Genomic DNA, 16,468 nt, shown 5'->3' on the forward strand with positions numbered 1-16,468 from the left:
GGTCAAAATTCCACGTAACCTTTAGGTATTTTATCGAACTCGCCCAACTCGTACCCCGTACGCTGACGGACGAAATCGCAAGCGAAATCGTAATTCGACGGAAACTCGGCATGAATCCGGTACAGCGCTTCGCCTTTTTCCACCTTGTCTCCCAGCTTCTTCAGCACGTCGACGCCAGCCCCTTTCGACATCGGCGCTCCGGCCAGTCGCGCGATACGAGCGAGAAAAAAGTTGTCGATATGAGTCACCGACCCCGCGCGTTCGGCGCAGACTTCATACGTTAGCTTGCCCAGCTCGAATTTTTGTTCTTGCACACCTTGTGCCACAACAATACGGTTCATCTTTTCCAAGGCTCGCCCCGACTCCAAAATTTCCCGAGCGATGGCATATCCCTGACCGCCGCGCACATCCGGGTCGAATTCGATAATACGCCCGGCCAATCGCAGGGACTTTTCCCTTAAATCGGTCGGAGCACGCGGGTCGTTCTCCAGCACCTGCATCACGTCGCGCACCTCCAGAACCGGCCCGATACCGTGGCCGACCGGTTGCCGGCCGTCGGTGATCATGACCTCCAAATAAAGTCCCAAGCGGTCGCCGACGTACTCGAAAAGTTTTCGCAATTGCATCGCATCGCGCATGTGCCGAACTTTGGCTGTCGGCCCGACCGGGATATCCAGCAACAGATGCGTCGCGCCGGCCGCGAGCTTCTTGGACAAAATCGAAGCCACCATCTGGCCTTGCGAATCGATGCCCAGCGGGCGCTCAACCGAAATCAGCATGTCGTCCACAGGCGCCAGGCGCGTCGTTCCGCCCCAGACCAGGCAGCCTCGCTCGATTCGAACCAACTTGTCCAAGGTCTCCGGCAAGAGATCGACTCGCGTCAAGACCTCCATGGTATCCGCCGTACCGGCCGGCGATGTAATGGCACGGCTCGAGGTTTTCGGGATCAGGGTGCCGTGTGCCGCCACGATGGGCACGACCAGCATGGATGTCCGGTTGCCGGGAATGCCGCCGATGCAATGCTTATCGGCGACCAAAGGCTCGTTCCAGTCGATCCTGCTCCCGGTCGACAGCATGGCCTTGGTCAAAAGAAGCACTTCGTCCCGATCCAGTCCGTTTTGTCCGGTCGCGACCAGAAAGGCCGCCATCTCCATTTTCGAATAACGGCGATTCGCGATGTCGCGCGTGATGGAAATGTAATCGTCGTAACTCAGCCGCTCTCCGCCGATCTTGCGGCGAACCGCATCCATGGATGCGGGCGGTTCCGCCTGCGCGACCCGAACGTCGTGCCCCTCCTCCGCGCACAGTTGACTGAAGGCTTGCTCGGAAAGGCCGAGTTCGTCGGGATTGACGATCTGGTCGTCGTCCACCACATTCAGTACGGCTTCGATTCGCTCGTTGTTGCAATAGACCACGATCTTGGCGAGCGCCTGGAAGCCTTCCGCACGGTAAACCGAACACTCCCGGTGGAGATAGGCGACATTTTCCCGGTAGGTATCGATGGCGATGCGGCGCAGCTTGAGCCGATAGCTGATGTGATCGTTGCGGAGATCGGATACTTCGGAATCGGATGTTGTTTCGGTCATGGTTCCGCAATCGTTTTCGAAAAAACTCTAATTTTCCTCCAAGAAGGCGGATTGTTTACCACTGACACCGCCGAACCCTTAAAATAACACGTCATTTGTAATCAGTCGTTTCTCACGTCCATTTGCCGCTATTTCCGACATGCGCGCCGCTTTTTTCTACCCGATAACCTCGATCGCGGCGCTGGTCGCCTTTTGGCAGGCCGCGGCAATCGCCTTTGGAACGCCGCTGTTGCCGTCTCCCTTGGAGGTATCCGAAGTGCTTCTGTCCGAAGTCCGCTCCGGAGCGCTGCCCTACCATCTCGGCGTGACGCTGGCGCGGCTGGCCGTCAGTTTCGTCTTGGCCATGAGTATGGGGACTGCCTTGGGTATACTGCTGGGCCGGCACGAAAAACTGGACCGTTTTTTCGACAGTTGGCTCGTGTTTTTTCTGAACATTCCGGCTCTGGTGATCATCATCCTGTGTTACGTCTGGTTCGGGCTGGTCGAGAGCGCCGCCATTGCCGCCGTGGTTATCAATAAGCTGCCCAATGTTGTCGTGACCGTGCGGGAAGGCGCACGGACGCTGGACCGGGATCTCCTGGAAATGGCCGAAGCGTATCGGTTCGGCCGATACAAAACGCTGCGCCACATCGTCTGGCCGCAGTTGTACCCGTTCTTCATCGCCGCCTCGCGGACCGGGCTCGCACTGATTTGGAAGATCATTCTGGTCGTGGAATTGCTCGGACGCAGCAACGGCATGGGTTTTCAACTGCACCTGTTCTTCCAGATGTTCAACGTCTCCGCCATCCTCGCCTACACCATCGCCTTCGTCGTCGTCATTCAACTGATCGAGATCGGCCTCCTCAAGCCTCTCGATCGCCATGCCCAACGGTGGCGCCGATGACCGCGATTCAAATCGAGATAGTCAGAAAAACCTATCGGCCCAAAGGAGAAACGGGAGCACCCGCTATACTCCAGGATCTGTCCATCATACTCGGATCCGGCGAATTCGCCTGTCTCGTCGGCCCATCGGGCTGCGGCAAAACTACGCTACTAAATATAGCAGCCGGACTGGACCGGGATTATGAAGGCACGGTCCGAATCGGAACCGAAACCGGAAAACCGCACATCGGTTATGTCTTTCAAAATCCGCGCCTCATTCCGTGGCGGACGGTGCGGGAAAACATCGAGCTGGCTCTTCCCAAAGAGGCCGATCCCGCCTATATCGATCATCTTTTCGACGTAGTCGGACTCGCCAACGCGCAGGATGTATACCCGGAACGGCTCTCGCTGGGCATGAGCCGCCGTGTGGCCCTGGTGCGGGCCTTCGCCGTCAATCCGGATCTCTTGCTCATGGACGAACCGTTCGTATCGCTCGATCCGCCCACGGCCCGCCGTGTCCGCGAACTGGTCGTAGCCCTCTGGCAAGAGCGTCCGCACACGGTCCTGTTCGTTACCCACGACTTGCGCGAAGCGATCGAACTGGCGGATCGGCTGATATTCCTGTCGTCGCGTCCGGCTTCGGTGATTGGCGACATTCCGGTAAACATCCCGCGCACGGAGCGAAGCGAGGCCGCGATCGAAACCTTTCGCCAGCGGCTTTACTCGGATTATCCGGTCATTCGGGAGCTGCTTTAACCGCTCTTGTAGATACTGCCCATGGCGGCACACGTGCCACGCTAGTGCATTTTCCGATGTGGTATAGCGCCTTAGGCTATTGTAGGTCGGGAATCCTTTCCCGACGTTAACGGGTCGGCAAACGGACTAGCTAATGGAAACCGTGCAGCACCGAAATAGCGACTTTTCGAGTAATAGACCAAGAGCTCAAACACTCGGATCAGGTAGAGACCGCCCCCTGGACCGTTTGTCGAAAATCTCCCATCATCTGCGGAAATCAACCGGCTGAAATATATTGGAATGCTGGACGCGTAGGGCGGCAAGCTCCCTGAATTCGGCGTCGCTCTATCCGAGCTTCCCGAAATAGGCTACACGTCATGGTCGGCGGGTCGGGGCTATTTGCGGCGACCGACCGTGGGCGAAGGAATCGACCGCCTGACAGACTCGTACAATGTAAATTTCACATCTAAACGATCGTCGTTCTGCCACGACCGTCATTACCCGGTGCGTTCCTGGCGGAGAAGGACATCGGCTGGGGGACAAAGCCATGAGAAAGCGTTTTTTTCTTCCCGATGCTGCGACGAAGCAGGAGTTCGGATGTCTTCTTTTCGCCTTTGCCCCGGTCGGGGTTTTGCTGACGGCTATCGTAGTATTCGAATTGGGCGGGTTCGGACTGTCGACGATCCCCGGCAAGTTGGCCCATCAGATTTCAGCGTTCGACCGCAGCATCGTTATGGAATTGTCCGAGCTGCGCGCACGAACGGTGTGGCTGACGGCTGTTATTGTCTATTACGCCATTGCAGTAGCCGTGATGATCGTCAGCATTCATACGATTCGCCTCAACCTGAGTCGTCAATGCTTCAGGTATTTCGGTGCAATCATAGGTCTCCTCGGAATCCTGTCCGTCGCCTACTTCGTTTTCGGTGCTCTCCGCGAAAACGGTGTGACCGCGATTTTTCGACTGACCTACGGGGTACTCGAAGCGTCAGGCTATTTTTCCCCCTTGCAGCTCGCAGTTATTCTCGGACTGGTAAGCGTGGTCAATCTGATCGCGACCGTGGTGCCTTTCGCGATCATTCTGGCCGGAAGCAGTTCGATGGCTCCGTTCGAGGAACTGCCTCCGGATGAAGTCCTGCATTTTATCGAAGCGCGTTTTAGCCACCTAAAAAACGCGGTCAATTTGGGTTCTGCGATGCTGTTGATCGGCGTCTTGCATATGCTCGCCTGGCTGCGGTGGCCGGTGGTCTTCTTGGGGCAGGGAAAACTGACCGAGGAATTCGTCAGTTGGTCGCTGACTTTGAGCATGTACTGGGGTGCGGTCTTTTCCCTGATGGTCATCGCCTTGTATATCCCCTGCACTTTGGCCTTATACGCGCGCGCCAAGCGCGAGTTCAATCGAAACTTTCCCACATCCGAACATCCGGAGCTGTGGAGTTATCTCCAGACTTTCGGTATATCGCGAGAACCCATGCGTCAATTACCCCAGGTAATCGCTATGTTGGCACCGTTTATCGGCGGCTCCTTAGGTGCTTCACTGGCGAATTTGGGGGGAGTGTCCGGGTAACGGAGCACGCAGAATCGACACCGCGCTTATGCTCGGATTTTCCAATCCAGCCAAATACGGGATCTCTGACGGCATCGCATAACAATTAGTCTTGGTTCAAGCGTTCCCTGCCGAACGTCTCCGGACAACAAAAAACCCGCCAAGCCTTGCAACTCGCGGGTTCCTCGAATTTTGCCGAACTTCTCCGGTCTTTCAATCTTTCAATTGGGGGAGATGCCGTCTAATTGGCTCATATCTCATTGATATATCTCTGCGAAAAAAAAGTGATTCGAATTTATGCCCCCGTAGGTACCCCCATATTCTTAGGCCTGCTCGCTCCTTAAGCAAGGAACATTGACTACAGAGCCATGCACTCTGCCACCGTTTGGTGTTTGGAAACATTTCGTTATAAGGTCACCACCTATGCGAGCTTGTAAAAATTGACAGATGAATCACCAGTTAAAACAACTAAAGTGTCAGACTCGATAAATTGAATACCATTTATAGATTTCCCTTGCCCAGCACTCGTATCCAGGGTTTGAAAGACTTGACCGTCACGTGTATCAATTAAATAGACTAAACCTTCACTGCTACCAACAGCGAGGATTGGCAGTTTTTTTGAGCACGCACAGAAAAGCAGGTCATTTTCCATTAGATTTCGTGACAATATATCCCATTCATCGTCCCTAAGTAACATAGGGTCAAATAGGAACTTGTGGATAATTTCATCCGGAGCTACATTGACGAGCGAGGCACGACGTGCAGAGGGTGTTTGTACATAGTCATTAAGAGATATTTCCTTTGGTAAATTCCTATTAGACGAGTCACGAATTTCGACCTTCCCACTTCCGTAAACACAAGCCACTTGAGCACCGTCTCCAAGCAGAGTCATACTATAAAGATGGTGGGTAATGGATGTGCCCAATCGAATTAATCTCGGTTTCGTTTGAAGATTCTGAATTTCGACGATCTGCCCCCCGCTCCCTCCAAACCACACCCTATCATCATTGATAAATTGCGCACAATAATAAGACGTATGATGGTGAGGTCCTTCACGGTATAGGCATTTACCGCTACTTGAGAGAACTGCAAAGGAATTAATCCCATACACAGCGAACATAGACTTGTTTGGAGATACACGTATACCAAAAGGATCTCGGCAATCCGCCTTTCCGCTCGCGTTTTCGCTGATTAGCCTTCCTTGATCAATCAAGTGAAAGTTCGAGTCTTTGTCCAATACTGCTATACACTCATCAGATATTGCAGCTATCCCCGCGATTTCTTGGTGATGAGTGTAAAAAGGCTTTTGCACATAAGAAGTAAAGTAATAGACGAGTGAACTGGAGCTGCATATAAAAGCCGCTGAGTTAGATACATCTAACGCTGATCCTCGCACGCCAATGCTTTCGGGCACAGTAAAATTCTGCATTAGCAGGCACTTTGGTAAATCAGAGAATTTGAGCGATGTGTTTAGACTTGAGTAATACCAGGGGCGTTGCCCCTGTCTACTATCTTGCATAACCATCTTACCGACTTGCTTAATCGCATCCTCCACAGATAAGCCATGCTGTATTACTGAGTTGCAGAAGTGCTCACAGAAAAGGCTATGTTGCCCCTTACCATCAAGTGCTTTCTCGCCTGCACTCGTGGAGTAAGCGATAAGGAGATCATTATAGGAGGACTCCTCGGAGCGCATTTCATCTAACTCAGGCGCGATCGCATTCCAATCCAGCCGGATTGATTTGTCTACACTGCTACGGCATGCATCTATGATCAGTAATTTTGGTCCGCTATTAGCTTTAACTGCAGACAGCAGCCTTGTAATAGGGATACCGTAGTGCCTCAGACGTCCAGTAGCTATTGGTAGAGGGAAATCGCGAGGAAGAACGTACCCAGCTCCATTCTTTTCGATGCCATGCCCCGCAAAAAAAATGAGGGTGAAGCATCTTTGTTGGTCAATTTGCTTAGTGAAATCTTCGAGGGCGTTTTCTATATCCGCACCGCTGGCATTTTCAAGCGTCATACACCGAAACCCACGCGACTGCAGAATCTCTGTAACTAACCGTGCGTCATTTACTGGATTATTTAGGGGAGCACCCTCATAGTCCGAAATACCTATAATTAACGCTCTTCTTTCCATGGTCTATTAATCCGCATAACGTCACGAAATTTCGTGAGAATTGCGGGCTAGTCCCCCCGCCACGGCTCGGAAGTTTTCCAAGGCCGCTTCCAGATGTTCGACGATTTCCTGAGCCAAAATTTCCGGCTCGGGCAGGTTCTCCAACGAATCCAAGCTTTTGTCCTTCAGCCAAAACACGTCCAAGCTTGCTTTATCCCGCGAAAGCAACTCTTCCACTGAAAAAAAACGAAAGCGTTCGGATATCTCGCGCTGATAACGATTCTCGGGGTTATAACACCGGATGAAATCCTGAAGGTCCTCGTACTTCATCGGCCGAGTCTTCAGGGTGAAATGCTGATTTGTACGAAGATCATAAAACCAGGTGCCCGAAGTACGGACCGTGCCGTCGTCGGCATGGTTGTCAAAGAAAACAACATTGGCCTTCACCCCGTTGGCGTAAAAAATGCCCGTGGGCAACCGCAGAATGGTATGCACGTCGCATTTCTCCAGAAGCTTGCGGCGGATTTTTTCGCCCGCGCCGCCTTCGAAAAGCACATTGTCCGGCAGCACCACGGCGGCCTGTCCGCCCGGTTTGAGCATGGTGCGGATGTGTTGCAGGAAGTTAAGCTGCTTGTTCGAAGTGGTTTCCCAAAAGTCCTGTCGCTGATAAACCAGGGATTCGCGATCGTCTTCCCCTGCGTCGGTGGTAAAGGTCATGCTGCTTTTCTTGCCGAAGGGCGGGTTCGCCAGCACGTAATCGAACAGTTCGCCCGGCGCGGAAAGTAAGGCATCGTCGCGCCTGATCGTCGGTTCTGCCTCCATACTGCCGATGTTGTGCAGCACCAGGTTCATCAGGCACAGGCGCCGGGTATTGGGCACGATCTCCCAGCCATGGAAAGTGTTGAATCGCAGAAACTTCTGCTCTCGATTGTTCAGCGGTTCGCCACGAAACTTGGTAAGCCAGTCGTAAGCCGCCAGAAAAAAACCTCCGGTGCCGCATGCCGGGTCCGCGATGGTCTTCATCGGCAAGGGCCTGACGCACTCCACCATGGCCCGGATCAATGGGCGCGGCGTGAAATATTGGCCGGCGCCGCTCTTGGTGTCTTCAGCGTTCTTTTGCAGCAAGCCTTCGTACAGATCACCTTTTACGTCCGTGCCCATCTCCAGCCAGCTTTCCGCGTCGATCAACTGAATCAGCCGGTAAAGCTTGGCGGGGTCCTGAATCTTGTTCTGCGCCTTGAAAAAGATGGCGCCCAACATGCCGGATTGCCGGCCGAGTTCATGCAGAATGCGCAGGTATTGCTCTTCCAGTTCCATCCCGCTGCGGTTACGCAGACTCGCCCAGTCCAGCCCTTCGGGAATGGCAGATTTCTTCGCCTGGTGAACGCCGGTGACGTATTCATCGGCCATTTTCAGAAACAGCAGGAAAGTGAGTTGTTCCAGATAGTCGCCGTAGCCCAGGCCGTCGTCGCGCAGGGTGTGGCAGAAGTTCCAGACTTTCTGAAGCAAAGAGGACGTATTCATCGAGTTAAAAAGGTACTTTCGCGGGTTTCAGAACCGGAGCCAGGAAATCCGCAGCATCGGATCGCGGACTTAGACGTGGGTTTCGGCCTCGATGGTCTCGAACAACAAGCGCCGCGTATCGGCGCCGGGCGCCCGCTTGGACAGGTGCAGCATTTCGATGCCCACCACTCGGTTTTCCGCGTCGTAATCCACAACGATTCCCGGAGCAACCTCCTCGGACTCTACCGCCGTGATCTCGTTGAGGCTCAGATACAGTGCATCGGCCTCTCGGTCTATGGTCAGTTTCATAGCTTGCCTTTCATGTTTCGGTCGAAATAGACAGTGACTACCCGGATCGGTAAAACAGCCACGTTGAGCACCACTCGGAGAACGCGCCCGCCATGTTCGGGAATCTCCGCCAGACGGTGCTCCAGGTCCTCATCCAGCCGGTCGGGTTCCATCCGTCGCGGATGCTCCGCAACGCGCCTCACCCAATCTTCGTGGATCGCACGTTTCTCCATGGCGTCTCGCGCGTGCCGGGTAAATTCAAGCTGCATCGTGCAACGCCTCTACCCACAGTCCCTGATTTTTCCGTGAATCGATGGCTTTTACCGCTGTACGGTTCCAGACTCTTGGATTCAACGAGGGCGCATCCATTCGTGTCTATACGCAATCTAACAGCATTTCAACACAGGGCTTTTCCCTGTGCATTTTGAGAATTCGTCGGGCAAAAATGGAGAGTTCGGCACTGTCCTCAAGCGCTTGGGCCAAGTCTTCCATAAATCCCAAATAGGCATTCTCGATGTCCATGTCTCCGGTATCGAGGCGCTTGTGCAGCTTGTCCGCTTGTTTGACCCAACGTTCGAGGTTGAGCGCCAGCAGCCGGCGCTGCTCATTCAATTCAGGGTGGTCAAGGTGATAAAGCTTGACGGATTCCCTTACTCGATATTCGCAAATTGAATCTTCCGAATACGCCGGGCAAGGAGTCCCGTCGGCCCGGAAGTCTAAAAGACCGGGATCTCTTGGACTGCACGGGTCCAGCAACACCGGCCGCTCGGCGTCTAGTTCCTCTGCACAGGTTGCTTGGCTACAGCCATCCAGCAGCGGGAAGAAATCGCCTTTCCCTTCGACTTCGCCGGTTTCCGGGTTTGTCCGTCGCGAATTGCAAAAGGTGCAGGAAAACCGAAAATTGCGTACCGAAAAGGCAAGCCAGGGGTACTTGGCCTTCGGCCGGAAATGATCCACGGCGTTGTCCGATCGTATTTGCCGCGCCTCACAGTACCAGCATTTGCCGTGCGAAAGATCCTTAAGCTCCTTCTTCAAGGCAGACCAGACTTCGGAATAATCTGCGGGCTTTTCACCGTTGGTGACAGATTCTTTTGCTTCTTCGGCCATTTTTCGCCAATCTTCGGAAGGATTTATATGGCGAATATCACGTCTTCTCATAAACCATTGTTTATTTTTGTTCCTTTCTTGCCCGCTCCTTGGCTCGCTCCACGGCCCGCTTGATGAGTTCCATTGCACGGGGATTGGATTTATCCAGCGTCCTCGCACCTGCCCCTTCTGTCCCCACCTCCGCTTCCAATAATTCATGCCTGAGTTTCAGGTATTCGGTGAAAACCGGGTCGCGCATTTCGAAACGAAAACCCAGGCTTTCGAGCTGGGCGTTCAGCTTTTCCAGTTCCTTTTTGTCCTCCTCGCTGAGGCTTTCACCCTTGGCGGCGATCTTGCGCTGATCCTCCAGCAGCTTTAAGGTGGGTTTATCCACCGTGGCCGGAAGCCCGAACATATCGCTGGTCAGGATTCCCGCGAACCCCATCCCGCGTGGGTCTATGGAAGGACGGGATGCGGCAACCTTCTGGCTGTCCGGCTCGCGGGTAAGGATTTGCACTTGCTTGGCATTCAAAGCCGCAATCGCCAAGGGGTTATGCGTGGTCAGAACGACATGGCTGGACTTTCGGGTTTGTTCGTCGGTGCCGACAAACTTTTCGAGAAATTCCAGATAATCCATCGCCCAACGCGGATTCAAATGCGTATCCGGTTCATCCAGCAGGAACAGGCTTTCCTGTTCCGCGGTGAACCGCAGCAATCCCAGCACCGTCAAAAGCTGCTGCTCGCCTTCCGAAAGTTCCCGGAACTCCACCGCACCGGCATTTTTGCTCAGCTTCACCCGGATACGGACCTCGGCGATCAATTCGGAGATATAGGTGCTTTCCAGCTCCTTGAAAAACTCGTGCGGCGGCAAGTCATTGAGCAGGGTTCGAAGCGATTCGGTATCTCGGACGAAAAGATAGAGGTGTTCGTTTGTTTCCTTACGCCGAAAATCAAGCGTTACCTTATGGTTCAAGCGAATGGGTGCAAGAGATATTTCATATAAACGGTCTAAAAATCGTTGAACTACACCTCTCGCAAACCAAAATCGCTTATCTCCTTTTCCAGTCGGGTCTGTTTTTTTCTTTGCCCAGCTCGGTTTGTTATGTAGAACAAATAGTACCGAGTCAATGCCGCCGTTGGGATCAATACCCAGATAATCACTCAAAAAGCCCTGAACGGCATCATCTTGCTTGAGCATGAAGGCGAGCAAAACGAACTGGCTATGAATCGGCCGCGCATAGAACAAGGGCCGCATAGGGCTATCTTCGCCTGCCAGCAAATCATCGTAAAAACGCTTTTGATGTTCGTCGAAATGCCTTTCCAAACGGTTGCTGGGACCGGAGTAATAGCCGAACACGTAATTCGGCAGGTATTTGTTTTTTTCCTGCCTGAAGCGGGAATATTTGATGTCCTGGCCCGGCGGTGCCGCTGAGTTGTGTTCGGCCGACGTGAACAAAGGAACCTGCTCTGGAGCGGCGGATTTTTGCATGGTGTCCGGATCACTTTCGTAGACCCGAATGATGTAGGGTTCGCCGATGCGGTCTGGATCGGCGTCGATCGCGATGCGCTGGCCCCGGCAACGATATTCAAGCTTATACGCGAAAGGCGGTTTGGGTTTGCCCAAATCGAGGTCACGGAAAATCAGAACCAGGGCTTCCAGGACGTTCGACTTGCCGGTGCCGTTCCAGCCGATGACCACCGTCACCCAATCGCCTTCCGAAAAGTCGATCTCGACCTCGCTGAGGTTCTTGAAGCGCTTGATCCAGAGCTTGTCGAGACGCATAACGGCTACGGCGTCACGACGCGGGACACGTAGTCCTGGGTATCCCGGCGCTCGATCGAGACGGCTTTCTGCTTATAAAGGTCGCGAAGCTCGATGTAGAACGCCTCGATGTCCGCGGCCGTGTTGGCGCCATCCAAGCCGCAACCACTGAGCAAATCGGCAGCGCTCATGGCTTCGCCGGAATCGGGCAACACTTCGAGTATGGGTTTCACGCGCTCTCCTGCTTCTTTCTTGGGTCGGAGGACTCTTCTGGGGCGGGGTTCGGCTTCTCTTTCTTCACGAGCTCGACGGATGCGTTCAAGCAAGAGACTCGCGGGTTCGTCTTCGGGGTTTTGCGGTACCAGCTTTCCGGCAAATGCACTGCTCAGAATGTTTTGCCGCTGGGCTTCGCACAGAAGTAACTTTTCGTTAATCTCAAATTCCTGAATCTCAAGCTGTCTATTTGCTTCGTCTAAGATGTTCATGATTTCTCGCTGCTCTTCAACAGAAGGCAGAGGCACCGGAAAGGTTCGCAATGTCGATAAGTTTATTGAAGCAAGATTCGTAGTTTGCTTGCCGCCTTGGATAAACCATTGCTGTCCAAAGCTGTTGCCGTGATGGGAGACGAATTTCGAAGAAATTTCATCGATAAAAAGCCGTACGCGAAAAACATGGTTCTGGTGAATACAAACCGCTAACTGCCTTTCCCAAACCCAGCCACGTCCGAGTTTATCGAGATCGCCGCCTTCGTTGAACAAAATGTCTCCATTCTGCAAGGCAAGGTCTTCAATTTCCCTTTCAGAGGCAAGAATTGTCTTAACCTGTTTAAGATCGAGATATCCGCGCTGGACATTGGCAACGCGCAAGTAAGGCACTTCTTGAAGAATGGTTCCCTCCTTGTATTTGGTACCCTTGGCGACGCCAGAAACAATCTCGCCAACTTGATCGAGAGTCGCCCAACACCATCCCTCCGGCAATTCTTGCAACGTACTCGTATCCGGCTCGACCGGCTCCGGGTATCGGTCGCGCCATTTCTCGGGCGGCTTTTTTCCTTGGGCCTCGTACTTGGCGAGTTGCTTTTCTTCCCAGCGCCGGCGGCGTTCCTTAAGGATGCGCTGTAACAGTTGTTCCCCTGTTTCAGGTGGCGGGCCACCGGCATCGGCCTGTACGTGTCGCTGCTCCCGCCAAGCCTGCGTAAGCCTGCCTTCGACGGCGGATTTCAGCAGGGATTTGCGATAGAGCGAGAGTTTGACTTTGGCAGCTTGGAGTTCAGCGATGCCAGCATCTAGTTCGGAGAATAATTCTTCGAGTTTATTGACAATGGTCTTTTGCGTGCGAGGCCCTGGCATCTGAAACGGATAATTTGCAAAGGTTGCTGGCTTAATTCGCATAAGCGAACCTCCAACACCCGAAGCATTACCCGCTAGAAAATCGCGGAACTTCGTTTGTCGCATGAAGTACATCAAATATTCTGGAACGAGCACCGAGCAGCGATCAAATACTATCCACTCGGTTGAAGCTATTTGCCTTCTTTTTGTTCCCGGTTGCACAACCCAAGTACGGTTAATTCTTGGGTTTATCTTGCATAATAGGACCATCCCCTCAGAAACGGTCTGCTTGTTGGAGCCGATTTCGCTCCCGGTGACGACTTCAGGACTGCCAGACTCGAAAGACGGCACACTATAAAGCTCAAACTGCTCATCAGGGAATTCAGATGGGTTAATACCGTTCCCTGAAGCTAGAGGAAGCTCGCAAAATGGGATATGCAACCAGCCGGCGCTCACGCCACCAACTCCCGATTCATCTCACTCATCAATTCATCCAACTCCGGCCCGAACACTTTCCACGCGCCGGCCAATCCGCCGCGGTTAGCAAAAGGCGCGTAGTCTAGGTCACTTCGCTCCACCGCACAATTGGCGGCGATGTGATCCTTGATCTGCCGCAGCCACGCGGTTTGCTCCTCGGTGAAAGCCTGGCCGCGCCGGGCGTTGTGGCGGAATATCCAATCCTTGAAACGGCTGTCCACTTGCTCGGCGAAAGGCCGGAGTTCGGAATCCAGGCCGATGGCGAAACGCACCAGGGCCACGATGTCCGTCAGCCGGCGCTTGAGCTCGGCCCCTTTCACTTGGCTCTGCTGCACCCGCTGGTAGGCGCTCCACAGCTTTTCATTGGTCAGCAGCAGTGGCGGACGGGACAGGGCCTCGTGCAATTCCTCGACGATATCGAACGTCAGCGCCCGGCGCTGGTAGGGCTGCGCGTAGAAAAAACCGAGCGCGGCGATTTCGTCCTTGTGCTAATCGATGAAGGCTTTGAAGCTGGCGATCACCTGCTCCGCCATGGCCTCGGCTTCCGCGCCGAAGCCCTGGAAGGTGACATGATCGAGATTGACGGTGTCGATGAGCTGGTCCCGCTCCAGTCGTACCGCCTCGATGACCTGCCGCAACTCGGGTCTGTCGAAGGGCTTGCAGGCTTCGAATACCAAGGCATCGCGGGCGGCTTGAAGTTGCTCCGGCGTCGCGTCGTCCTCGCTGGCAAGCTGGTGTTGCCGTTTGGCTTCCGCTGCCGCTCGGTCGGGATCCACCGCCAACAACAGATTCCGGGCCAATTCGGCCAAGGAAGTCCCGCCGGACTCCTTGACGATGCGGGCGCGGGCCTTGTCGTCCAGCCGCTTGTCTAAGCGCAGCAGGCGATTGGCGAGAGACAGCACGGTCTCGTCGCCGCGGGTGCCGGCGGCGATGTTTTGCAGCAGGTCCTTAAGCGATGCTCGCGGCAGACGCTCGATGGGACGGCTGTCGGTCTTGAGGGACTTCGTGACGCCCACCGCGTCGATCAGCACGAAGCCGTCCTTGGCGTATTCGGCGCTGGGCGTGACCTTGCGCAGGTCCTCGAAGCCCAGGCTGCGCACGCCCCGGCCTCTCATCTGCTCATAGTAATTCCTGCTGCGCACGTCCCTCATAAAGAGCAGAACCTCGATCGGTTTCACGTCAGTGCCGGTGGCGATCATGTCCACCGTGACGGCAATGCGCGGGTTGTACTCGTTGCGGAACTGGGAAAGCACGGACTGCGGATCTTCGTCCTTCACGCCATAGGTGACTTTCTTGCAGAAGGCGTTTCCTTCCCCGTATACCTCGCGCACGATCTGGATGATGTCATCGGCGTGGCTGTCGGTCTTGGCGAAGATCAGGGTTTTCGGTACTTCCTTGCGGCGCGGGAAGAGTTCGGATTCCACAGCCCGCTTCATGGCCTGGATGACGTGACGGATCTGGCTGGGGTTGGCGACCGAACGGTCCAGGTCCTTGCCGGTGTATTCCTCGTCTTCGTCCTGCTGCTGCCAGCGCTTCTTGCGGGTGAGGCGGTCGCGCCGGTCGATCCACTCGCCGGCCTTGACCTTGGCCCCCTTCCTGGTGGTGGCGGTTTCGATGAGGTATTCGCTGTAAGGGACGTTTACGCCATCGGCCACGGATTGCTCGTAGCTGTACTCGCTAACGACGTTTTCATTGAAAAAACCGAAGGTGCGCTTGTCGGGCGTGGCGGTCAGGCCGATCAGAAAGGCGTCGAAATAGTCGAGCACTTGTTTCCAGAGGTTGTAAATGGATCGGTGGCACTCATCGATGATGATGAAATCGAAGGTTTCCACCGGAATGGCCGGGTTGTAGACCACGGGCCGGGGCTCGGCATTCGCGGGACGATACTCAGCCGGGGAAATGTCTTCGGCCGATTCGTCCAGCGGTTCGCCTTTCAGCAGGGAGCACAGGCGCTGAATGGTGCAGATGCAAACCTTCGCGGCAGGGTCGATGCCGGCCCCACCAACGCGTTGCACCGGATAGAGCTCGGTGAAATGGCGCGGGTCGTCCGGGGGCCTGTAGGCAGCGAATTCCTGGTGAGCCTGCACGCCCAGGTTGCGGGTATCCACCAGGAACAATATCCGCTTGGCCCTGGCATGGTGCAGCAGGCGGTAAGCCGCAGTGATCGCAGTATAAGTCTTGCCGGCCCCCGTCGCCATTTGAATCAGGGCATGCGGATGAGCGGCGGCGAAAGAGGCTTCCAGACCCTGAACGGCTTTGAACTGGCAATCGCGCAAGCGATCCGAGAGCAAGGGCGGAAATTCGCTTTGCAGGCGGGCGCGTAGCGATGCGCCCTCGGCCAGCCAGAACTTGAACGTTTCGGGACGGAAGAACTGGAATACCTCCCGCGAACGTGGCGCCGGGTCGCGAGCGTCGGTGAATCGCGTCACCGAGCCGGTGCTCTCGTAGAGAAAAGGCAAGGGCTGATGATCGACGAACCACTTCAGCTTGCTGGCGGCGTAGCGGGCGGTCTGGTCCTCAATGAAAGTAAGAATGGTGGGCTGCGGCTTCGCCTCGATAACGCCCACGGGCTTCCGGTCGATGAACAGCACGTAATCGGCAGGACCGGTATCCGTGGGGTATTCCCGAATCGCCACCCCCATCGCTGCGCCCAAGTTCATGGCGCCCAGGTCTTGAATGATCCAACCGGCTTGGACCAAATGGCGGTCGATCTCCTGGCGAGCCTTGGCTTCAGGCGTCACACTCCCCTCCCCAATGAATTGTTGTTATTAAAATAGCCGCTTTGAATGCCACCGGGCTGCATTGCGGCGCGGCATTAGAGCATTTTCATATCGAGTGTAGAGGCGAATTCACTTGCGCATTCAAAGCAACGGAGGCGAAAAAATTCGCCTCTACGCCGTAAATGCGAACCGAAAATGCTGTAATTTTCCCCTTCCCCACGAGCTTGCACCAGAATTTTGCCATTCAAGTCGGTTCGACTCCACGGCAGTGTGGTTCTTCTGGTTACCTTTAGGACGATAGACGTGTTTTAGACGCGTACTTGGCAGCGAGGCCACCCCCTTCTCGGCATAGCGCCATGAATTGGAATGATAAAGGAGTAAGGTTCTTCTTATTTACTCGATCGCCCAAGGTCAGACGCTCGCTTTAACCCTAGGAACTTCACTGGCAAATCCAGGTGGC

11 protein-coding genes and 1 pseudogene are annotated in these 16,468 nt (G+C 54.6%); 3 read left to right on the forward strand and 9 right to left on the reverse strand.

The genetic code is table 11. The features are described from left to right. Positions 1-2: 2 nt before the first annotated feature. Positions 3-1,586 (reverse strand): thymidine phosphorylase family protein, encoded by a 1,584-nt coding sequence (locus tag ACR2TX_RS24460; protein ID WP_077729315.1) that lies wholly within the window; start codon positions 1,584-1,586, stop codon positions 3-5. 139 nt (positions 1,587-1,725) lie between these two features. Between ACR2TX_RS24460 and ACR2TX_RS24465 the strand changes: the two genes are divergently transcribed. From ACR2TX_RS24465 to ACR2TX_RS24475, 3 genes are all read left to right on the forward strand, one after another. Further along, on the forward strand, positions 1,726-2,469 hold the full coding sequence (locus ACR2TX_RS24465; protein WP_077729313.1) for an ABC transporter permease: 744 nt from the start codon (positions 1,726-1,728) through the stop codon (positions 2,467-2,469). Then, the gene (locus ACR2TX_RS24470) at positions 2,466-3,203 is read left to right on the forward strand and encodes an ABC transporter ATP-binding protein (RefSeq protein WP_077729312.1); all 738 of its coding nucleotides are present in this window, start codon (positions 2,466-2,468) and stop codon (positions 3,201-3,203) included. Before ACR2TX_RS24465 ends, ACR2TX_RS24470 begins: the two co-directional genes overlap by 4 nt. 526 nt (positions 3,204-3,729) lie before the next feature. Continuing rightward, positions 3,730-4,746 (forward strand): hypothetical protein, encoded by a 1,017-nt coding sequence (locus ACR2TX_RS24475; RefSeq protein WP_077729311.1) that lies wholly within the window; start codon positions 3,730-3,732, stop codon positions 4,744-4,746. Positions 4,747-5,146: 400 nt separating this feature from the next. Here the strand turns inward: ACR2TX_RS24475 and ACR2TX_RS24480 are convergent, their stop codons facing one another. From ACR2TX_RS24480 to ACR2TX_RS24515, 8 genes and pseudogenes are all read right to left on the reverse strand, one after another. Next, complete coding sequence (locus tag ACR2TX_RS24480) at positions 5,147-6,865, reverse strand: caspase family protein (RefSeq protein WP_434130905.1); 1,719 nt, start codon at positions 6,863-6,865, stop codon at positions 5,147-5,149. Between the two features lie 21 nt (positions 6,866-6,886). After that, positions 6,887-8,368: an N-6 DNA methylase gene (locus ACR2TX_RS24485; protein WP_434130907.1), complete on the reverse strand. Its 1,482-nt coding sequence runs from the start codon at positions 8,366-8,368 to the stop codon at positions 6,887-6,889. A 69-nt stretch (positions 8,369-8,437) separates the two neighbouring features. Further along, on the reverse strand, positions 8,438-8,656 hold the full coding sequence (locus ACR2TX_RS24490) for a DUF2283 domain-containing protein (RefSeq protein ID WP_434130909.1): 219 nt from the start codon (positions 8,654-8,656) through the stop codon (positions 8,438-8,440). After that, positions 8,653-8,904, reverse strand: coding sequence for a DUF4258 domain-containing protein (locus ACR2TX_RS24495; protein ID WP_434130911.1), 252 nt, complete (start codon positions 8,902-8,904; stop codon positions 8,653-8,655). Before ACR2TX_RS24495 ends, ACR2TX_RS24490 begins: the two co-directional genes overlap by 4 nt. A 106-nt stretch (positions 8,905-9,010) precedes the next feature. Continuing rightward, a complete protein-coding gene (locus tag ACR2TX_RS24500; protein WP_434130913.1) occupies positions 9,011-9,742 on the reverse strand; it encodes a hypothetical protein in 732 nt (243 codons plus the stop codon). A gap of 61 nt (positions 9,743-9,803) precedes the next feature. After that, positions 9,804-11,504, reverse strand: a complete 1,701-nt coding sequence (locus ACR2TX_RS24505) for an AAA family ATPase (RefSeq protein WP_434130915.1) — start codon at positions 11,502-11,504, stop codon at positions 9,804-9,806. 5 nt (positions 11,505-11,509) lie between these two features. After that, positions 11,510-13,267: a restriction endonuclease subunit S gene (locus tag ACR2TX_RS24510; RefSeq protein ID WP_434130917.1), complete on the reverse strand. Its 1,758-nt coding sequence runs from the start codon at positions 13,265-13,267 to the stop codon at positions 11,510-11,512. Then, positions 13,264-16,029, reverse strand: a pseudogene (locus tag ACR2TX_RS24515) (type I restriction-modification enzyme R subunit C-terminal domain-containing protein). The gene ACR2TX_RS24510 and the pseudogene ACR2TX_RS24515 overlap by 4 nt, the downstream one beginning before the upstream one ends. Between the last annotated feature and the right edge of the window lie 439 nt (positions 16,030-16,468).

Origin of the sequence: Methylocaldum sp. GT1BB (genome assembly GCF_051027545.1) — a bacterium.
Classification (GTDB): Bacteria; Pseudomonadota; Gammaproteobacteria; order Methylococcales; family Methylococcaceae; genus Methylocaldum.

Coding starts and splice junctions, on each gene's coding strand:
- ACR2TX_RS24460 (WP_077729315.1), bottom strand. CDS start 1,586: ATGACCGAAACAACATCCGATTCCGAAGTATCCGATCTCCGCAACGAT.
- ACR2TX_RS24465 (WP_077729313.1), top strand. CDS start 1,726: ATGCGCGCCGCTTTTTTCTACCCGATAACCTCGATCGCGGCGCTGGTC.
- ACR2TX_RS24470 (WP_077729312.1), top strand. CDS start 2,466: ATGACCGCGATTCAAATCGAGATAGTCAGAAAAACCTATCGGCCCAAA.
- ACR2TX_RS24475 (WP_077729311.1), top strand. CDS start 3,730: ATGAGAAAGCGTTTTTTTCTTCCCGATGCTGCGACGAAGCAGGAGTTC.
- ACR2TX_RS24480 (WP_434130905.1), bottom strand. CDS start 6,865: ATGGAAAGAAGAGCGTTAATTATAGGTATTTCGGACTATGAGGGTGCT.
- ACR2TX_RS24485 (WP_434130907.1), bottom strand. CDS start 8,368: ATGAATACGTCCTCTTTGCTTCAGAAAGTCTGGAACTTCTGCCACACC.
- ACR2TX_RS24490 (WP_434130909.1), bottom strand. CDS start 8,656: ATGAAACTGACCATAGACCGAGAGGCCGATGCACTGTATCTGAGCCTC.
- ACR2TX_RS24495 (WP_434130911.1), bottom strand. CDS start 8,904: ATGCAGCTTGAATTTACCCGGCACGCGCGAGACGCCATGGAGAAACGT.
- ACR2TX_RS24500 (WP_434130913.1), bottom strand. CDS start 9,742: ATGGCCGAAGAAGCAAAAGAATCTGTCACCAACGGTGAAAAGCCCGCA.
- ACR2TX_RS24505 (WP_434130915.1), bottom strand. CDS start 11,504: ATGCGTCTCGACAAGCTCTGGATCAAGCGCTTCAAGAACCTCAGCGAG.